The organism is Sphingobacterium sp. JUb56 (assembly GCF_014191365.1).
GTDB classification, from domain to species: domain Bacteria; phylum Bacteroidota; class Bacteroidia; order Sphingobacteriales; family Sphingobacteriaceae; genus Sphingobacterium; species Sphingobacterium anhuiense.
In genome coordinates this window covers 377,342-397,005 of sequence record NZ_JACHWL010000001.1, presented here as the reverse complement: position 1 = coordinate 397,005, position 19,664 = coordinate 377,342, and the positions used below count along the sequence as shown (strand labels likewise).

The window sequence follows — 19,664 nt, the reverse complement described above, 5'->3', positions numbered from 1 at the left end:
ATTTAACATTGATGATTATTCCCATCCCGGATTCTGTGCAACTCCTGACTGTAGACGGAATGATTCTCTAATTGGCAACAAATAACGCTTAGGAGTAAATCTAGCCTCGCCCACAGCATTGTTATCCTGAAAAAATGTATAACTCTTACCATCTCGAGAAATCCTAATTCCACGTAATGATCCCTGCAGTTCTGGGATAACATAACCACTATTGGCGTATTCGCCATTTTTCACACCTCCTGAAGATCTCATACCCCAGCGCATCAATGACCAGTAGTAATCATTATTTTCATAAACCATCTCCACATTTCTTTCACGTTTAAAAGCTTCAAATAAACTGTTATTCCAATTGTTTCCTGTTAAAGGAGCTAAATAAGATGCTACTCGATCAGCTTTAAAGCCACCATGTTTTATCATTGTAGGAGCCATATATTTTTTCGCATTTTCAAAATCACCTTTCATCAGATAAGCTTCAGCCATATTCATATAAGCTTCACCATAACGAAGCACTGAGTATAGATAATCCATTTTTTGATCACCGGGACTAGGAAGGCTGACAATGTGGGTATAGAAATACTTCAACATCGCATATCCTGTAGAAGAATTATAATTCTCTGTATTACCTGCACGGTATCCATATTCTTGCTCAGAGCCTTCATTTATTTTACTACTTGCATTACTTACATTTCCATCTCTTCTAAAAAATACCCTAACCTGATCATTGAAATATTTACAGCTGTCATATAAAACTGTTGCATAAAAACGTTGATCTCTTTTCTTCGTATTACTGAAATACATTTTTTCATCAACATTTTTCCCTGTTGTCACATAAGATGCATCTTCCCAGTATTTAATACTTCCATCCACATCCTCTACTAAGTAATCATCAACAAGATCTTGTGTTGGCCATGCACCACCATCCATGCCCCAAAAATTCATTGTCACATTGATTGGAAAATGCTGTTTTGCATAGTCAGAAAACTTACCATTTGCCCATAAACCCTGATACTGCATAGGGGTATCATACAATGAGGTGTTTGTTTTATTACGTTCCCTAGTTAAAATAAACTCTGAAGCAGTAACCGCAGTCTCATACGCACGGAACATATTAGCATAAGGGCTCAATTGTGATCCCGAATCATCTAAACCTAATGCCTGACCAGCCTGGATTACCTTATCATAATAAGAACTATTTGCTGTTCCACCATCTACATAAGCAGCAGCTTGTAATCCCACTCTCATTATTAAAGCATGAGCTGCTTTCGCATTAGCTCTTCCTCTTTCAGATGTTGCAGGAAGCGATTTTCCAGCTTCTTCAAGATCAGCCAAAATAAAATCATACGTTTCTTTTATAGATCCTCTAGGAATCTGCAAATTATCCTCTAAAGTTAGTTCTCTATCTATAATCTGTAATCCACCGAATAACTTAGCATATATAAAATAATGCGTAGCTCTCAAAAAATGCAACTCACCTAATGACCTCTTTTTAAATTCAGCTGAAAAAGTAGTACTTTCCTCAATATTTTTCATTGCCGTATGGATTCGCCATAAAAGACTATAATTAAGCCAACCATAATCGTCATTATTTGTCATCAATTCTGCGCGATCTTTCGACCAAAATGGGCCATTTAGGGTTCCTGTCATGGCATTTTTAGTTGAACTTTCAGAACGCGCTGAATTAGGGCTTGCATAAGATGCTAACCAAGAATCATTAGCAAGAACGTCAGCATATATTTGAAAAATAAAGGCTGTTGATAAGTTTTCACTACTCCAGGTTTGATCTCCTGTGATTTTATCGTAGGGTTTTGTATCTAAAAAATCTTTACAAGATGAAAAGATTGATAAACTCATTATCCCAATTACTATATATTTTTTCATTTTTATTTTACTAAAGTTTAGAAACCTAATTGAAATCCAAAAGAATAAGTTCTCATCATCGGGTAAGTGTATCCATCGAAGTTGTTTGCCTCTGGATCTCCATACTTAACAGATGGACCAACAGCAAATAAATTAACACCTGACGCATAAACAGAGAGATTACGAAGCCATTCTTGTTTAAGTAATGCCGCATACTTAAAGTCATAAGAAACTGTAAGTGATTTTAAACGTACATAGTTAGATTTTCTAGCCCAAAAATCTGATGAAGCATAATTATTATTGTCATTCAAACTCGCATTACCCGAACGTGGAAATGTTGCATCCGTATTTTCAGGAGTCCAGTTATCATTTTGAAATTCAAAATCTAAACGTCTTTCGCCCTCCGATCCCATTGCGATATTACTCATATAGGTCTCACGTATCCCAGTTCCCTGAATATTGGCCATTACATTTAATCCTTTATAACGTGCACCAATATCAAATCCGAAAACAAAAGTAGGCGTTGTATTATGACCAAAGCGTGATTGATCACGTCCATCAATTTTACCATCACCATTAACATCTTCGTACTGTAAATCCCCTGGTCTGAGATCTCTCGATGTTATACGTTTGGGATTATTGAGTATCTGATCAGGCGTAGTATAAAACTGTGCTCCTACATAACCTGTTGCAACATAAAACTTTTCATTACCTTGTTGTCTTAGACGCGGATTGATAAGTGTCAAACTATCCTCATTGGTCTTAAAAGCGATCGCTCTATAATAAGTAAAGTTAAACCCAGTCGTCAAGTCAACCTGTCCGACTTTTGTTTTATACTTCAAAGCTCCGTCAAAACCTTCTATGCGATCTTCCGCCTCAGATACGACAAGTGGAAGATCATAGCCAATAGGACCAGTATAGCGAAACTTATCTGCTGATAAGAATCCCTTAGTTTTTTCAAAGAACCAATCGACACTTCCTTCTATTTTATTATTGAATAAAAAGAAATCCAATCCAGCATCATATTTTGTCCGGGTATACCAGGTCATATTTGCACTAGGTGTTGGACCAGGAGTTACTGTATTGACCAATTTACCATCTACCACATATGCATTTGAGTTGTAATTATAAGTCGGTAAATAGGCATAATCTGCGTGTGTAACATCATTTAAACCAATTTCACCATAAGAAGCCCGTAACTTTAAATAATTCAATAGGTTACCTTTTTTAATATTACTGAAAAATTTCTCATCCGAAATCGTCCATCCACCGGATACCGACGGAAAGAAGCCCCAACGGGAGTCTTTCCCAAAATTATCAGATCCATCATAGCGTCCCGCAAACTCGATCATATATTTTCTTTCATAATCGTAGTGAAATTTACCGACATATCCCATCCATGCTTGCATTAATTCACCATTAGATGCTGTAATAGTACTCGCATCTCCTTTTTGTATCTGGTGAATCTCAGTTGTAGCAAATCCTCTAGATCCAGCGCTTAAATTATTATTATAATAATGCTGTCTGGTATGTACCACTGTTGCTTCCACATTATGCTTCTCTTTAAACGTCTTCGTATAGTCTAAACGAGCATTGAGATCATATCGACTGGTCATATAAGAAGATCGAGAAACACCTATGTTTGCAGGATCTTCCTTCGTTTCATTACCATCTTCATCATAATACGTTGCGGTTTGCACCCAATCTACCCGATCTTGAGTTTCAACATTGTAATTACCATTAAAGCCCAAAGTCAATCCATCCACACCGGGTATTTTCCATTTTAAAGCCCCCGCCAATTGATTATATATGGTATTCAACTTGATGTATCCTGGACTTTGCAACTGCAATGCTGGGTTATCAAATTGATTAGACACCTGGCCCGATGATGTAAAAGGGTTTTCAAAAGGATTTCTATCACGCAATCTAGAATAGATCACCCCTGCACCTGCGGGAGGGTATTTTTCTTTAGTTAATGTTCCATTGACATTGAAATCGATATTTAATCCAACTTTTTCAAAATAAGTGCTTACGTTGGAACGGTAGTTATAACGATTATACTCCAATGAGTTTCCTTTATAAATCCCTTGTTGATCCAGTGCATTTAAACTACCAAAAAATTTTAAACGTTCAGTTCCACCACTCAAAGAAATTGTCTGCTCTTTTTGAGGAGCAAAATCGCGTAAGAGCGCTTTCTCCCAATTGGTATACTGATCTAGATTTTTAGAAATTTCCTCCAGCTCCTGAGGTGTCTTAAATGCAAATGTCCCCTGCCCTAATGCTAAATTTAAATTATTGATCGCTGTGGCAAATTGGTATGCATTCATCCTTTTGGTTGGATATGATGGTGTATTATATGCAAAATTAGCCTGATAATCAACGCTTAATTTCCCTTCTTCTCCTTGCTTAGTTGTTACCACGATAACACCATTTGCTGCATTCATACCATATACTGCTGTAGAAGCAGCATCTTTTAATATGGTCATCGATTTAATATCAGTCTTGTTCAGGGTCAAAAATCTTGCTCCCGTTGAAATAAACCCATCAATAACATAAAGCGGTGTACCATTACCACGAATCGAAATATTAGCACCATTCTGCCCAGGTTCTGCAGATCCTTGTTGCACAATAACACCAGCTACTCGCCCTTGTAAAGCAGATCCCATATCACCAAAAGGTAATTCTTTAACGTTTTCAGCATTAAATGAAGCTACAGCTGTTGTATTTTTACGAATACTAGTTGTTCCGAAACCTACAACAACAATTTCTTCCAACTGCTGGGTTCCTTCTTCTAGTTGAATTTCTAGATTGGATACTTTTCCAGATATAACCACATCCTTGCTTAAATGGTTAATATGACTGATTTGCAAGGTTGAATTTAACGCGACAGAAATTTCAAATCGACCATCACTTCCAGTTACGGTACCACGTTGTCTGTTAGATTTATCCACGACAGAGGCTGACGCCAATGGCTGCTTGTTGGCATCATAAACAATCCCTTTAACGATGATTATGCTATCCACAGCATAATCACTTCGTGATAAGTGATAACTTAATAATGTTCTATTTATTGTTAAGGAATTATACTTTATCCCAGCATAAGCTTTTTCTGCCAATAGAATATCAGCAGAACAAAAAAGAACAGTAGAGATACTCAGTAATCCCGCTACTTTTTTAGATGAGCTCCAAAATAGAGCTGCTTGTGCACTTTTTCTTTTCATTTTGTACTAGTTAGATGTTTGGTTTTTGCTTTCTGAATAGGCACAGAAAGTTCGCTAGGCTTTCTTTTACGAAAACTTAGATTTAAAAATGGCAGAACAATTTTTGACACTTGCTTTAGAGAGTAACCTACTTTAGGGTTATCTAAGTTATAGCGTTTTTACAAATTCTCCATTGTTGATAATAATTGCGAAATAAATGGAATCGCCAACGCATCCATTTCTTAAGGGTGGTAAAAAGTCTTTTTCATAGCTTAATTTTTGGTTTTATAAATTAGTTTTCATTGGTAGTATCAACATGAGGTGCTAAATAATTTTAAACGATATATAAAGCTGATCCTCAATTGATATATAACAAAGATATAGGTGTGAACATATTCAAACTACAACTTAAAAAGCCTGTATTAAAACTATTTTACCCGAAAAAGACATGTCTTTTTTCAAAAAGTGTATATTTCCATTTAATACATCGTAAAAATTAAAACAAAAAAATAGCTGGATTCACGCAAGAAAAAATCAATATATATAAAATATAAAATCAAAAAAGCCTATTCAAAAAAATTGAATAGGCTGTAATATTTTTAAGTTTGCTTAAAAAGCATTACCGAAGTAAACACTGCATTAAACAAATCCACTTTTGCAAAAAGGCTAAATTATTCTTTTCACTTCAACTGTAAAAATACTGTTCCTGAAGATTTCTTGGTTTTATTGCGAGTACCTTGATAGTTACCCCAGCTAATTGTCCAATAATCCCATTTATCACTCACGAGCAATTGCTGGCCACCATCTTTATTAACATTCATTTTTGCGGCTTGCTTACCATCACTAATTACATTTAAGGCACCCCCATCTCCTGACACGGTATAACTATAGATATTTTCTTTCTTAGCTCGATAAATTCCCGATGCTGACATTTCGGCTTTGTACAATACCGCAGGATCTTTTTTAGTAAGAAAATAGTCCGACATCGAATGAGATACCTCAAAATTTGGTTTGATACCAAAAGATTCAGTGCTGTTATACACTTTTTTAGCCATGCCCTTTAAAGCGGACATATGTCCCTCAGGATAAGTTGTCCAATAACCCTTGCGATCCCAGCTAATTTTATCCAGATCAGAAGCTACAGGCACACCTACCCCTATATCCCAGGTATAGGCAGGAATACTGTCCGCGCTGTATGTTATTTTAATTTTCCCGTTAGGATATAAAGAGGTAACCATCTCAACCGGATACTTATCCACTTCACCTTTGCTATGTATTACAAATACCTCTTTATTCAATTGATCAAAACTAAAGTTAGCGATACGATAATCACCCGATAATATAGCATCTGTATTTTTGAGTACACCGGCATCTTTAGGTCTATTCACGACTAAAAGTGGATTACCTACAATTACAGCTACATCCTTTACAGATCCCTGATCAATAGCTCCTGTTTTCTTATTGATTTTAAAAGTAAAATCACCAGATTTTAGTGTGAACTGACTACTTTCATCAGCCACTGTCCAGACACCTGTTGATACGATTGCAGGGGCTTTATGTTCACCCTCCATACTGATCAACTCTTCATCAATCAATGCACCTGTTTTGTCTTTAAACTGAATCTTTACGGATGAAGTAGAAGTCGAGATCGGAATAATCATTTCACCTTTAGCATGGGGCGCCACGTCTGGCATAGCAATAGCAACTTCTTTACCATTAATGAAAGCTGTTGCTTTAATACTTTTCAAATTAGTATGATCATAGCGATTATGAAGTGGCAATATGATACTACCTGTTGCTTTTTTAACATCACCGACCAGCACTCTAATCGGTGAATAGGCTTTTTTAGTATTCCAGAATTCGGTTTTCTTCCTTCTCCACACATCAACAATTCCCCAAGGACCGTAACCCGTCATACCATCTTTCATTGTAAAAGTTTCATCAATCATTCCCCAGATAGCACCGCCAAGATAGCCTTTCACATCAAAACGATAGGTCCAGGTAGAGTCCATACTCACTCCCCAAAAATCCCTCACATTAGGATCATAAGTGCTCAAATCGGTATTATAACAGTTCACATGTACCCACTCATCGCCAATAATCGGCAAATCCCCTTTCATGTTTTTCTCGTACTTGCCTAGATCGCTATATTTACCATTATATGCCGGATAGTGCGATACCAGAATGTCAAAATTTCTTTTCCCTTGATCCAAAGCTGTTGCTGGAAAAGACCAAGAAACGGGTCTGCTCTTATCCACAGATTTTACAAACTCATACGATTTTTGAAAATTAGTACCCCAATTACTTTCATTCCCGATAGACCACATCACAATAGAAGCATGGTTTCTGTCCCGATCTATCATCTCACTTAACTGACCAAGGTAACGATCCGTATAAGCTGAATCACTCTGTGTCTCAAATTTATTATAAGGAGCAACTCGCCAATCCAACACAAAACAAACTGCAGTTTCTTCCTGTACATAGATGCCATATCGATCACAGAACTCAAGAAAGTCTTCAGTTGGAGGATAATGTGAAGTACGGATAAAATTCATATTCGATTCTTTGGTCAGTACAGCATCAATACTATCCTGTGCCCGATTGGTACTACGCCCAAGTGTAGGATGCATATCGTGTCGACAAGCCCCCCGTAGCTTTACAGTTTTGCCGTTCACCAACATTTCATTGTCTTTATTAATTTCGATACTCCGAAAACCAACCAACTGTTCGATCGTTTGTTGGATCTTACCATTTTTTATGACACTTAAGATCATCTTATATAAAAAAGGTGACTCCGCCGTCCAAGAACTTACTTTTGGAACACCAATACTGTCTTTCCAGATATTACCGATAGCTTTTAAAGATCTCGGTTTTGACCATACTTTTTTTCCAGAAGGATCAATTAACTCATAATGTGCAGTTAAGTTTTTACTTTGAGGTAACTCCATCTGTATACTTAATGTTCCATCCGTATAATTATTAGTAAGCCATGATTTAGCGTATAAATATTGAACAGGACTTTCTGGTAAGATAACGTAATCAACTTTTCGCGTGATCCCGCCTATATTATGATGTGCATAACCAGAGGCATAAGAAATATCATCCGCACGATCCGTGACTTCCACATGCAACCAGTTGTGCTGACCAGGTTTGATAAACTTCGTTATATCCGCATCCCACGCGGTAAACCCACCAAAATGCTCACGCACGAGGTTCCCATTAAAATAAACCTTTGCATGATTAAATACACCGTTGAAACGCACAGCATGACGTTTACCTTTAGTATTTTCGGTTATGTTTATTTTTTTACGGTATACAAAGGCGGTGTCATGCTTTATTTTAAATCCTTGCATCATGGCCTCACCTGGCACCATAATTTTATTCCAGTTGGCTGAAGCAGTCTTATCAGAAATAGACGTAGCAGATGGGGTAAGATTAATTTCCCATTCGCCATCCAGACTTTTCACGGGACTAGCTATACCTTCTACCCGAGTAGATTTAGGTGGTAAATGCTGTCGGCCACCTGCCATAAAGTTTTGGGCAACCACATGAGAAGCAAAAAATATCATTAAAATGAATACTGAACAATTTTTCACAATTTGCATTTTTAAGAAGATTATAATTAAAAAAACTTATAACTGCAAGATATATCAATGTAAGAGCTGATTCTAAAACAATATTGATCATTAAGTAAACTTTTTTACCATTTTAGAATCAATTGCATTGGTAAAATAGACAAGCATGATTCATCATAAACGCTAATATAATTTGTTAATAAGTTATATTTAGCATTTACTATTCTAAATTTTTCACAACTTTAAGTTTGCTCTTTACAATAAGATAAGATTGCATACTCAGGTGTTGGTTTATACAAACTGATATCACCCATTATGGTGATTTTATCTTGACCACATGATTTACTCAAATTCATAATGCTAAAAAGCATCAAGACTACTACTTAATAACATTCCATAATTTACTACAAGACTAAATGTTAAAGAAATAAAAACAATAAATATTTGATTATAATAGCTTTATTTTCAATTCCGTTTTAATCCGTTCTGTTAATATATCATTACCCATATATCCACCCAAGTATTTTTCCACAAGTTTACCATCCTTCCCAAAGATGAGATAGCTGGGAAGTGCCTCTATTAAAAACTCTTTATTAATAATTTTGGATTGATTATTATATAAATAATAGTGTTCACCACCAGTGAAGTTGGCAAACTCCTTCCATCTAGATTGTTCAGAAGTTTCATCCGTTAGGTAGACAAATACGACCTCATCTTCGGAAAACTTTTCTTTTACAGTCTTGATTTTACCGGAAGCTTCAATACATGGGCCACACCAGGTAGCCCAGAAATCTACAACAATGACTTTACCTTTATAACGAACTAAAATATCTTGAAATACTGATTCCTACGATTTATCATAAAATAAGTAATATTCCCTTGCTCTTCTTTCCGTCTTTTTTGAAATCAGATCATTGTGATGAATGATATAATTGCTTATTTTTTTATTTTTGAAAAATTTAAGTACTTCACTTCTTTGAGTTGCTGTAAGTGCATTGCCTAGGTTAATCTGATCCATATAGGCTCCGGCAATCATTAAATCATAAAAAACATTTTTAGTGTCTTTTACCTCAAAATCAAATAGATTCTTCAACTTACTTAGATAAGTCTCGGGATTGGTCTCATTAATATTGGGTAAATTCAAAAGAGAATCCTTGCGTACCATTTGATATAACCTATATGGGGAAATTATCAATCTTTCTATATTTGCATGACTTGATATGTCCATCCCGTGATAATAGGATATATCTCGCTCGAGGGGAACACGTACACTTCCTGAATCGGTTTCAACTTCATTATATGCGCGAGCTTTATAAGATTCAAATAGGAAAAGTTGCTTAGTCGCTACTTCCATATTAAATTTAAATTCTTCTTTTACACGGTTCGATGGGATACTTTTTGTTAGAGAAGTTATCATACGTTGGGTCTCTGCCAAGGTATAATCTCTGTATGTGTTTGCTGATCGTAAATCTTTAGAACTTTTATTTATAAAATAAGGTCCTGTAAATATTGCTTCTCTAATCATCTCACCAAATTCTTTAGAGTATTTGAAATTTTCCCGGAACAGCCCTTGATAATCCATAGTATATTGTGCTGAATCAATATAATTGATATTTAGGACATCATCATGATTAGGTAATAATATGGGTTTGCAGTAATTGTTTTTATACATGAAATATAATAACGATGGCCCTAAAGTATAATATGACATAAAGTATGTTGAGTCGTTTATTTGTTCAAACTTTACTGGCTTGTCGCTTAATAATAAATTTGATAGCATTGGAGTAGAGATTGGCTTATCATGAGGATATTTGCCAGAAAACTTAATAGTCAAAGATGTATAACCGCTGTTAGTATAATCAGCAAGTTGGCAGAATGTCGTAAGCGGAAAGACAAAAATTGACAAAAAAAATACAGTATTTTTGATCATAACACTTTTAGGTTATCGTCTTTAAATTAATATTTATAAACAAGTTATATTCATCACTAACTACATATTGAGTTCATCTCTATTATTTTATAGATGAGCAAATTTGACAATAGTACCTATCTAAAACTCTAAGTCATTTAGCACTACAGATCCATTCTTTAAATATACTTTTACCCAAAATATCATTCAGAAATTGACTGTCAACATCATCACTCGAACTTATATTTATATCTTCAGTATCTACATTGTTATATCACGTAAAAATAATGCTCATTTGTTTTTGAGTTATACTTGTATAGATAATTAACCATTATATAAATTTTCTCACACTCATTAGCTATAAATTTTAAAATAATTTATATTCACACCCTTAAGATATAAACTATTTAATTGGTTAACAGCAAACTGATAATTCAAATATAAATTTCCTTTCCCTGAAAAACTAAATCAATTATACCTTATCATCAAACTATTTTAACCAAAAAACACTTAAACACAGATTTATTCAAAGAAATAATAATCAAGGCAGTTTCGTAAACGTTTAAAAGTGGCGGTGTTTTGCTATAGCAAAGTTGCTATATTTAAATCGCCAAACTTAAACACACCGCCAATGGTAAATTTAAATATTTTTAGTCAGATTTTATCTCTTATCGACCGCGAATTAGTCAAAGATTTGGTCGCTAAACACAAGAGTGATAAAAATTGCAAAGGGATCAACAGTTGGACGCATCTTACGAGCATGTTATTCTGCCATTTTTCTTCTGCAGATTCAGTTCGGGATATCAGTAATGGCTTGCGCAGTACTACCGGTAATCTGAATCATTTTCTGACCAATAATACGGGGTGGAAGGCCTCACTGGTAGCAAACATTTACAAACAGCGATGGCAGATTGAGATCTTCTTCAAACATCTGAAACAACGCTTAAAAATATCATCATTTGTGGGTACTTCTGAAATGCGGTAATGATCCAGATATAGACTTCATTGATTGGCATATTACTACTCAAATACCTTCAAAAAAAAGCTAAATACAACTGGAATTTATCCAATCTCGTGGGATTTATAAGGATGAATATCTTTGTGAAAATAAATGTTTGGCAATAGATAGATGAACCTTTTATCAGGACGCCAGTTAAAGGGAAAATAAGCAGCTACACATCTTTTAAGACTAAAAACTAAGATCAAAATTATAATGATATAAAACAGATGTTTCTTTGAATGAAAATTCGTATCTAAACTTTATTAAGGACAAAAGTAAATTTATAAAAGAGAAAAGAAACTAAGGCAATTCAAGGTTACTATCAAAAAATTATAAAAACTGCACCCACTTAGAATTATCAATATCATACAAAAAATCACCAAGGTTCATGTCAGTAAACCTTGGTGATTCTTAAAGTTTACTAACTTAAAACTGGTAACTTATTCCGACGGTAGCGATACCTTTATGGCCAAATCCTAATTCCGCAAAACCACCTAATTGATTACCAATTCTCAATCCTAATGGATTTACTTGAAATGCAAATGACATATCTGTTCCTCCTTTTATTTTTTCTTTAGGTTGATCCGGAGTCGCGATCAGGATTCCTCCTGCACTAGCAGAACCATAAAAATTAATGAATGAAGTTTTAATGTAAGAAAACTCTGCTGTTGGCATGACCACGATTACATGCTGATTTGATTTATAAACAGCTGAATTGTCAGATTTATCTTTTTCTACCAAAGTTCTATCCATTTTTAAATATCCGGCATCCAAACCTGCTCTAAAACGATCAGAAAACTGATACGTATAACGCAAGCCTAGCATTCCAATTGCTTTGCTATCTTTTATTTTATAGCCAGTTCCACCAGTTAAGCCAGAGACAAGACTTGTTCCGAGTATATCTGCTATTTCTGATCCTAATTTTAGTGTAGTAGCATCGCTGTAAGTAATACGAAAATCATGTTTCCCTGTTGATGTCTGCGTTTGTGCTGAAGCTGTTGTAAACGAAAAGAAGAGCGCAATTGCTAAAATAATAAATGAATTTTTCATGTTTTAATTTTTTTTGTTTTGATTATTTTACACCAGAATATCTGGCTTTGCTATAAATACGCTGCTATTTTAAAAACCCCTATTTCAACTGCTTATTTTTTTAAAAAAAAATAAAAAAAACAGAATCACACATTATAGAACAGACAGTTATATGATCGTATTATTTTAATTGATCATATTTATTAAAATCAGAATTAGTATTTTTGAACGTTACTTCTATTATATGAATACAGAAAGCAGAGCATTTAAATCCCTTTTCTACACACACTATCAGTCGCTTTGCAACTATGCTTTCAAATATCTCTCTGATCACGATGAGAGCAAGGACGTTGTACAGGAGGTACTCATACGCTTTTGGGAGATAAAAAGAGATATGATTAGCGATCCAGCAGCAAAATATTATCTTTTCACTGCAGTAAGAAATCGCTGTATCACGATCCTACGAAAAAAAATATACAATATATCTACAGATGAACTGACATTAGAAGTGGCAGACGAACCGTACATAGAACAGCCAGAGCGTGACGTACAAAAATTAATTCAAGAAGCAATGGACGGACTTCCGCCAAAATGCAGAGAAGTCTTCACATTAAGTAGAGTCGAAAACCTAACTTACAAACAGATAGCAGAGAAATTAAATATATCGATTAAAACGGTCGAAAATCAAATGGGAAAAGCCATTAAGCACATGCGAGAATTTATAAAAAAACATGCAATTCTCATTCTTATTTTATTATTATATATCTGGAATAAAATTGGGGAATAGGGTTTTTAAAAAAAACGGCGTTTTATTAAATATTAATTAGAGAAAAATGGAATTTGAAGATATAAATATACTCTTAGCTAAGCACTTTGTTAATGAGACCAGTTCTGCCGAAGAAACTGAAGTACAGGCATGGATTAATCAAAACAAAGAAGAGTATTTAAAACTACGTATAGCATGGGCTGATGCCAACACAACAGCATTAGAGCATCCTTATAATCCTTCAAATGCTTGGGATACCATTAGTAATAAACTTCATCTTGAGAAAAAACCGATCTACCTGCGTAATTGGAATATTGCCGCTGCCGCAATATTAATCATCTCCTTTTGTGGAATATGGTATTATTTTCTAAATACGATTACTACACAAACCTTGACAGGAGAAGTTAAACACGTACAACTATATGATGGTTCATTAATAACACTTAATGAAAACTCGAGCATCGCGTACAAGCGTAGATATTTTGGGAAGCGGGAAATAAACCTAAAAGGAGAAGCATTCTTTGAGGTCAAACGCGAAGAAGAACACCCTTTTGTCGTAGACTCAGATTCTTTAAAAGTCACGGTTTTGGGTACATCATTTTATATTAAAAATAGCGATAAACAAAAAAATGTAACGGTAATAACCGGAAAAGTAAAGGTGGAAGTCCAGGACAAATCGCCCCTTATTTTACTCCCCGGTCAGGCTGTAGAAATAGAAAATGGTAATCCCATGAAAAAAGAAATTCAGGCTAATCAATTAGCATGGCAGACTAATACACTCATATTTAATAACACTTCGCTACAACAAGTTTTTAAAACATTAGAAAAGTACTACAACATACAGATAAAGATCACAAATCCACCAGCAACCTGGTGTACATTGACCTCGGAATATAAAGATCTTCCAATTGAAAAAGTACTGAAAGAGCTTGAATTATTATTTGGTCTTAAATATAGTATTGCAGGTAATGAAATTTTCATTACAGCTTTAACTTGTAAAAATGAATAGATATATCCTTTGTTGTCTTATTGTACTTTTCCAATGGAAAAGTGCTTTAACGCAACAACGTAGCATTCTCAACCAGAAGGTTCATATTAAATTGGCTGAGGGTACTGTTGGATCCTATCTATCAACAATAATAGATCAAGGAATATCACTGTCCTATAGCAATGATCAAATAAAACTATTACGTGTAGTTCAAATAAAACCAGGAACTTACATTATTAAAAAGCTCTTAGAGATCATCCTTAAGGACGAACAGATTCAGATAACAGATCAAGAAAACAAAATCTTACTCCATAGACCCACTAATGCGAAGATTAATAAAAATATCTTAAGTGGATATGTGTACTTAAAAAACAGCAGAGAGCCTATACCGTATGCGAATATTAATATCGTAGGCACATCTATTTCTGTTAGCAGCAATGATTATGGATTTTACAGTCTAGAATTACCCGATGGAAAGTATGTATTAAAGGTCAGCCACATCGGATACACCTCCCAATTGGATTCATTAAAAATCACATCCTCCTTTACACATCATTTTCAGTTAGGATCCGGAATAACACTAACAGAAATTAAAGTAGAAAAGAAAGATACTAGAACCTGGGACGGACATACAATCAGCCCTAATACCGCTAGCAGTATTCCGTTGCTACTAGGACAGGCCGATCCTTTACGAACTATTCAAATGTATTCAGGAGTTTCTGGAGGAACAAGTGGAAGTAATATGTCTGTTAGAGGAGGCAGTAATGATCAAAATTTAGTTTTGTTAGATGGAATACCGGTGTATAATTACAGCCATTTTGGAGACTTATTATCTATTTTCAACAACGATGCCATTAAGCACATCAGCTTTTACAAAGGCGCTTTCCCGTCCCGCTTTGAGGGGCGGCTCTCATCTGTCATTGATGTCAAGATGAAAGAAGGAAATATGGAGGAGTTTCATGGTGTAGCCAACGTCGGAGTAATTACAAGTTCAGCCATGGTAGAAGGCCCCATTGTTAAACACAAAGTGTCTTTCATGTCCAGTATAAGAAGAAGCTGGATTGATGCAATTACCCAAGTAATTGATAAAGATATTGACCTCAAGTACTATCTTTATGATGCAAACTTTAAAATTAATTACAAAATTGATTCCACAACACATCTGTATTTATCTACTTATTTAGGTAGTGATCGTATAAGTTTAGGTTTTAAAGAATCTGAAACTCCATTTCTACTGCAATGGGGAAATGCATTGGTATCGACTAGATTAAACAAAGTCATTAATAATCGATTGTTTTATAATACTTCCATGACCTTTAGTAGATTTACAAATAAACTAATCACTGACATAGACAACAACTCTTATAACCAGATCAGTGACCTAGCGTTAAATAACGAAATAAATTACAGGTGGAATAATAATGTGTCCAGTTATTGGGGAGTTCGATTTAATGATAGCAAATTTAAATCGCGCTACCAAAATGACGAAGAGGGTAGCATCCAACACACAACACAGATCAGTATCTATTCAGATAATGATATTTCTATCAGTGATCGACTGAAACTAAGAGCAGGATTACATTTGGTGACATTTTTAGTCAAACAAAAAACCTACGAATCTTTTCAACCACGCAGCTCATTAGTATTCAAGGTTGACGGTTCAAATTATTTTTCAGCCTCTTACGCCTACATGGCACAATTTTATCATCAAATAACACAGCCGGGCATAACCATTCCCAATGAATTTAGAGCACCCAGTTCAGCAAATTTACCACCTGAAGCATCCTCCACTTACGAATTAAGCTACAGATATATTTTCCCATCAGATGGCAATATAAATATTGGTATATATAGCAGAAATTTAAGAAACATATTGATGTCAAGACCTTTTCAATCATTATTTGATGAACCAGATGAAAATATAGCGTGGCAAAATCGGCTTCTCTCGGGAATAGGGAGAAGTAAAGGATTAGAAATTGATTATAATCAAAAATTTAATACCATCAACATTCAGGCATCGTATACCCTGAGTAAGGCTGAATCATCTTTTGCACAGATCAATAATGGCCAATATTTTATTTCACCAAGTGATATACGCAATCAGTTTAACTATTCGATGACCATAGACCTCAGTTCTAGATGGCAGACTTCGTTCCTCTTTACTTACCGGACAGGTAAAAGAATTACCGTTCCTTCTTATAACATTCCTGATTTAGACGAAATACTTGAAAACAGTCAAAATCCAGAAGAATACCAATTATATGCCGAAGATATACAAAACTACAAACTCAAAGATAATTACAGTCTGAACATTGGATTAGCGTATACCAAATTATACCATAATTCACGACGATCACACTTGAGGTTTGGTATTAATAATATTATCGGTAGACCGGCACCCATTATTACAACGACAAGTATTGAAGACAATCAAATAATAGTCAATCAAGTAGATCCTTTTAAATTTTTACCTTATGTGGGCTATACCTATGTTTTTTAAAATCCAAAATTTAAGATATCCTATCATGATCTTTTCATTCATGCTTTTAGGCTGTGAAAAAGAAAATAAAATTACTTTAACAGATCAGACCAAAATTGCAGTAAATGGTCTTTTAATTGTAAACGGAAAATCAATATTACACCTTTCAAGAACGGGTAATTTAAATCAACAGACAAAGCCTCAAGCAATACAGCAAGCATCAGTATCTCTAAAAAATGAAAGTAAAACAATTGTTTATCAACATGAGCAAAATGGTTATTGGGTCAATGATAAAATGGCACTGGAATATGGAATGAACTATACCCTCAATATCTCAGTAGCATCAGAAAAAATTCAAGCAAAAGTACAAGTCCCCTTTTCCTATAATACTCAAATTACAAGAAAAAACACAAAAACGTCAGACATGACACTAACGATTAAAAGCCCAAAACCTCAGTGTTTTATCCTAAAAATGATGTTGAGAAATTATACTATAGGGGCCAACAAAGAAAGAATATATTCAGATGACTGGCAGGAGGCTACAATAGCTACTAAAAGTATGCAGACAGACAATGTAAAATACAGAGAACTGCAAATACCTTACTCCAAACTTTTTATACCGAAAACCACTGAAGCAAGCATTGATTTTCAAATCTCCGCAGATAATAACAATACCGAATACAAAGGCATTGTTCAAGCTGTTGACCCCACATTTTATCAATATTATTATAATTATACAAATATCAAACAGGGTAATTCAGAAGAAGAAGTTCTTACGAACAAGGGAAATATCACTGGAGGTGTAGGCATATTGGGAACCGCAGTGGAGCGTATCGTTTATATCGATTAAAGCGATACAATAGATCTTAAAAAACGAAGAAAAAATCTCCTTTACTATAACAATCAGCTCATAGTAAAGGAAATTTCTATAACTATCCATTCTTGGAAGTCAGCTCTTGCAAAATCGCTTTCGAAGCTTCTTGAATAATACCGACATCTACCGAATAAGAAATATAATTGACACCTAATTGGATCCACGATTTAGCATCTTTCAAGTTATCCGTAAATACACCGGTTGCTAATCCCTTTGTCCGACATTTATCAATAATAACTTTCATCTTTTCCAGTACCAAAGGATGGTTGATCTGACCGCTCACACCCAAAGCCTGAGACAGATCATAGGGACCTATAAAAATTACATCAACACCTTCCACTTCAATAATTTCATCCACATTTTGAATAGCCTCAGCCCCTTCCAGTTGCAAAATCAAATAGTTATCATTTGCCGATTTAAAGTACTCAAATCGGTCTGTATTGGAATACGCTGCCGCACGTACAAAGCGGCACACACCCCGCATACCCAATGGTGCAAATTTAGCATACTGAACAGCTTGCTTTGCTTCATCAGCATTTGTAATCTGAGGAACTTGCACTCCCTTTGCACCAATATCGAGCGCTTTTCCAATCTCCGTTGGGCCATTTTCAGCAACACGGATAATAGGGAAAGTATGTGAAATCTCAGCCGCTCGAACCAAATTTTGCGCGTTTAAAACATCATTAGGTCCATGTTCCAAATCAATGATTATAAAATCAAAACCCGCATATCCCATCGCTTCAATCATCCCCGCATCAGAGGTCTTAGAAAAGGGTCCGATCACCACTTCCTTATTTTTCAATTTATCTTCAAAATTCATAATCTTAATCTTTATAAACTACCATTCGGCTATTGAACCATCCTCATTTCTCCATATTGGATTATGCCAGTCATGACCAATCAAGCTCATCTTTTTAACATAATCTTCATCAACCGTGATACCTAATCCGGGACCACTTGGTATCTTTACCATCCCTCTTTCATATGAAAAAACCTCACTATTCGAGACATAGTCGAGAAGATCGTTAGAAGTGTTGTAATGAATACCTAGACTCTGCTCCTGTATCGCAGCATTGTGAGCCACAGCATCCAATTGCAGACAGGCAGCAAGTGCTATAGGTCCTAGAGGACAATGAGGAGCCACTGCCACATCATAAGCCTCCGCCATAGACGCAATTTTACGGCATTCCGTAATCCCTCCAGCATGAGAAAGGTCAGGCTGGATAATATCAACAGCTCTACTCTCCAATACCCGCTTAAAATCCCAGCGTGAAAAAAGTCTCTCTCCTAGTGCAATAGGAATATGGGTCAATTTTGCCAATTGCTCTATGCCTTCCATATTTTCAGAAAGCAGTGGCTCTTCAATAAATATAGGATTGTACTCTTCCAATTTTTTAACCAATATCTTAGCCATAGGTTTGTGTACCCGACCATGAAAATCAATTCCGACATTGATCTGATTACCAAAGCGCTCTCTTATCAAAGCCATCCGCTCCAAAAGCGCATCGATTTCAGCATAAGAATCCAAATAGCGCATGCTATTGGTGCCATTTATTTTTATCGTCCGAAAACCGAGATCAACCACCTTTTGAATTTCCTCCAAAATAACCTGTGGTTCGTCGCCACCTACCCATGAGTAAACTTCAATCTCGGTACGGCATTTCCCTCCAAGTAATTCATAAATTGGTGCATTATAAAATTTACCTTTAATATCCCAAAGTGCTTGATCTATGCCTGCTATTGCACTCATGAGAATAGGCCCCCCACGGTAAAACCCACCTCGATACATCATATTCCAGTGGTCTTCAATATCCATCGGATTTTTACCGATAAGTGTATCCATAAGCTCACGCACGGCAGCACATACCGTGTCCGCTTTACCTTCTAAAACAGGTTCACCCCAACCGATTATCCCTTCGTCTGTGACGATTTTTAAAAACAACCATCTCGGTGGTACTTTAAAAAGCTCGTATGCTATTATTTTCAT

At 35.3% G+C, this 19,664-nt stretch carries 13 protein-coding genes; 5 read left to right on the top strand and 8 right to left on the bottom strand.

Going from position 1 to position 19,664, the window contains the following annotated elements; genetic code table 11:
* Window positions 1-15: 15 nt before the first annotated feature.
* The 5 genes from FHR29_RS01420 to FHR29_RS01400 form a co-directional block, all read right to left on the bottom strand.
* Entirely contained in the window at window positions 16-1,878 is a 1,863-nt protein-coding gene (locus FHR29_RS01420; protein WP_183911949.1) for a RagB/SusD family nutrient uptake outer membrane protein, read from the bottom strand.
* A 17-nt stretch (window positions 1,879-1,895) separates the two neighbouring features.
* On the bottom strand, window positions 1,896-5,078 hold the full coding sequence (locus tag FHR29_RS01415; protein ID WP_183911947.1) for a TonB-dependent receptor: 3,183 nt from the start codon (window positions 5,076-5,078) through the stop codon (window positions 1,896-1,898).
* Between the two features lie 659 nt (window positions 5,079-5,737).
* Complete coding sequence (locus FHR29_RS01410; protein WP_183911945.1) at window positions 5,738-8,653, bottom strand: glycoside hydrolase family 2 TIM barrel-domain containing protein; 2,916 nt, start codon at window positions 8,651-8,653, stop codon at window positions 5,738-5,740.
* Between the two features lie 427 nt (window positions 8,654-9,080).
* Complete coding sequence (locus FHR29_RS26790) at window positions 9,081-9,461, bottom strand: TlpA disulfide reductase family protein (RefSeq protein WP_183916473.1); 381 nt, start codon at window positions 9,459-9,461, stop codon at window positions 9,081-9,083.
* A gap of 18 nt (window positions 9,462-9,479) precedes the next feature.
* Window positions 9,480-10,562: a hypothetical protein gene (locus FHR29_RS01400; RefSeq protein WP_183911944.1), complete on the bottom strand. Its 1,083-nt coding sequence runs from the start codon at window positions 10,560-10,562 to the stop codon at window positions 9,480-9,482.
* A 610-nt stretch (window positions 10,563-11,172) separates the two neighbouring features.
* Between FHR29_RS01400 and FHR29_RS01395 the strand changes: the two genes are divergently transcribed.
* Window positions 11,173-11,526 (top strand): DUF4372 domain-containing protein, encoded by a 354-nt coding sequence (locus tag FHR29_RS01395; protein WP_409321883.1) that lies wholly within the window; start codon window positions 11,173-11,175, stop codon window positions 11,524-11,526.
* 441 nt (window positions 11,527-11,967) lie between these two features.
* Here FHR29_RS01395 and FHR29_RS01390 read toward each other — a convergent pair whose 3' ends face one another.
* The gene (locus FHR29_RS01390; RefSeq protein ID WP_183911942.1) at window positions 11,968-12,591 is read right to left on the bottom strand and encodes a hypothetical protein; all 624 of its coding nucleotides are present in this window, start codon (window positions 12,589-12,591) and stop codon (window positions 11,968-11,970) included.
* A gap of 223 nt (window positions 12,592-12,814) precedes the next feature.
* On the opposite strand from FHR29_RS01390, the gene FHR29_RS01385 reads away from it, so the two are divergent.
* The 4 genes from FHR29_RS01385 to FHR29_RS01370 are packed head-to-tail and all read left to right on the top strand — an operon-like array spanning window position 12,815 to window position 17,653.
* The gene (locus FHR29_RS01385) at window positions 12,815-13,357 is read left to right on the top strand and encodes an RNA polymerase sigma-70 factor (RefSeq protein ID WP_132842088.1); all 543 of its coding nucleotides are present in this window, start codon (window positions 12,815-12,817) and stop codon (window positions 13,355-13,357) included.
* Between the two features lie 46 nt (window positions 13,358-13,403).
* Complete coding sequence (locus tag FHR29_RS01380) at window positions 13,404-14,345, top strand: FecR family protein (RefSeq protein ID WP_183911940.1); 942 nt, start codon at window positions 13,404-13,406, stop codon at window positions 14,343-14,345.
* Window positions 14,338-16,824, top strand: coding sequence for a TonB-dependent receptor (locus FHR29_RS01375; RefSeq protein ID WP_183911938.1), 2,487 nt, complete (start codon window positions 14,338-14,340; stop codon window positions 16,822-16,824). The genes FHR29_RS01380 and FHR29_RS01375 overlap by 8 nt, the downstream gene beginning before the upstream one ends.
* Before the next feature lie 25 nt (window positions 16,825-16,849).
* Complete coding sequence (locus FHR29_RS01370; RefSeq protein WP_183911936.1) at window positions 16,850-17,653, top strand: hypothetical protein; 804 nt, start codon at window positions 16,850-16,852, stop codon at window positions 17,651-17,653.
* 82 nt (window positions 17,654-17,735) lie between these two features.
* Here FHR29_RS01370 and FHR29_RS01365 read toward each other — a convergent pair whose 3' ends face one another.
* Both FHR29_RS01365 and dgoD read right to left on the bottom strand, forming a co-directional pair.
* On the bottom strand, window positions 17,736-18,497 hold the full coding sequence (locus tag FHR29_RS01365; RefSeq protein ID WP_183911934.1) for an HpcH/HpaI aldolase/citrate lyase family protein: 762 nt from the start codon (window positions 18,495-18,497) through the stop codon (window positions 17,736-17,738).
* Between the two features lie 18 nt (window positions 18,498-18,515).
* On the bottom strand, window positions 18,516-19,664 hold the full coding sequence (gene dgoD / locus FHR29_RS01360) for a galactonate dehydratase (RefSeq protein WP_183911932.1): 1,149 nt from the start codon (window positions 19,662-19,664) through the stop codon (window positions 18,516-18,518).

Bases quoted from the DNA above. Each gene is read 5' to 3' on its own strand.
- FHR29_RS01385 (WP_132842088.1), top strand. From the start codon at position 12,815: ATGAATACAGAAAGCAGAGCATTTAAATCCCTTTTCTACACACACTAT.
- FHR29_RS01380 (WP_183911940.1), top strand. From the start codon at position 13,404: ATGGAATTTGAAGATATAAATATACTCTTAGCTAAGCACTTTGTTAAT.
- FHR29_RS01370 (WP_183911936.1), top strand. From the start codon at position 16,850: ATGATCTTTTCATTCATGCTTTTAGGCTGTGAAAAAGAAAATAAAATT.
- FHR29_RS01365 (WP_183911934.1), bottom strand. From the start codon at position 18,497: ATGAATTTTGAAGATAAATTGAAAAATAAGGAAGTGGTGATCGGACCC.
- FHR29_RS01415 (WP_183911947.1), bottom strand. From the start codon at position 5,078: ATGAAAAGAAAAAGTGCACAAGCAGCTCTATTTTGGAGCTCATCTAAA.
- FHR29_RS01375 (WP_183911938.1), top strand. From the start codon at position 14,338: ATGAATAGATATATCCTTTGTTGTCTTATTGTACTTTTCCAATGGAAA.
- FHR29_RS01395 (WP_409321883.1), top strand. From the start codon at position 11,173: ATGGTAAATTTAAATATTTTTAGTCAGATTTTATCTCTTATCGACCGC.
- FHR29_RS01400 (WP_183911944.1), bottom strand. From the start codon at position 10,562: ATGATCAAAAATACTGTATTTTTTTTGTCAATTTTTGTCTTTCCGCTT.
- FHR29_RS01420 (WP_183911949.1), bottom strand. From the start codon at position 1,878: ATGAAAAAATATATAGTAATTGGGATAATGAGTTTATCAATCTTTTCA.
- FHR29_RS01390 (WP_183911942.1), bottom strand. From the start codon at position 12,591: ATGAAAAATTCATTTATTATTTTAGCAATTGCGCTCTTCTTTTCGTTT.
- dgoD (WP_183911932.1), bottom strand. From the start codon at position 19,664: ATGAAAATAATAGCATACGAGCTTTTTAAAGTACCACCGAGATGGTTG.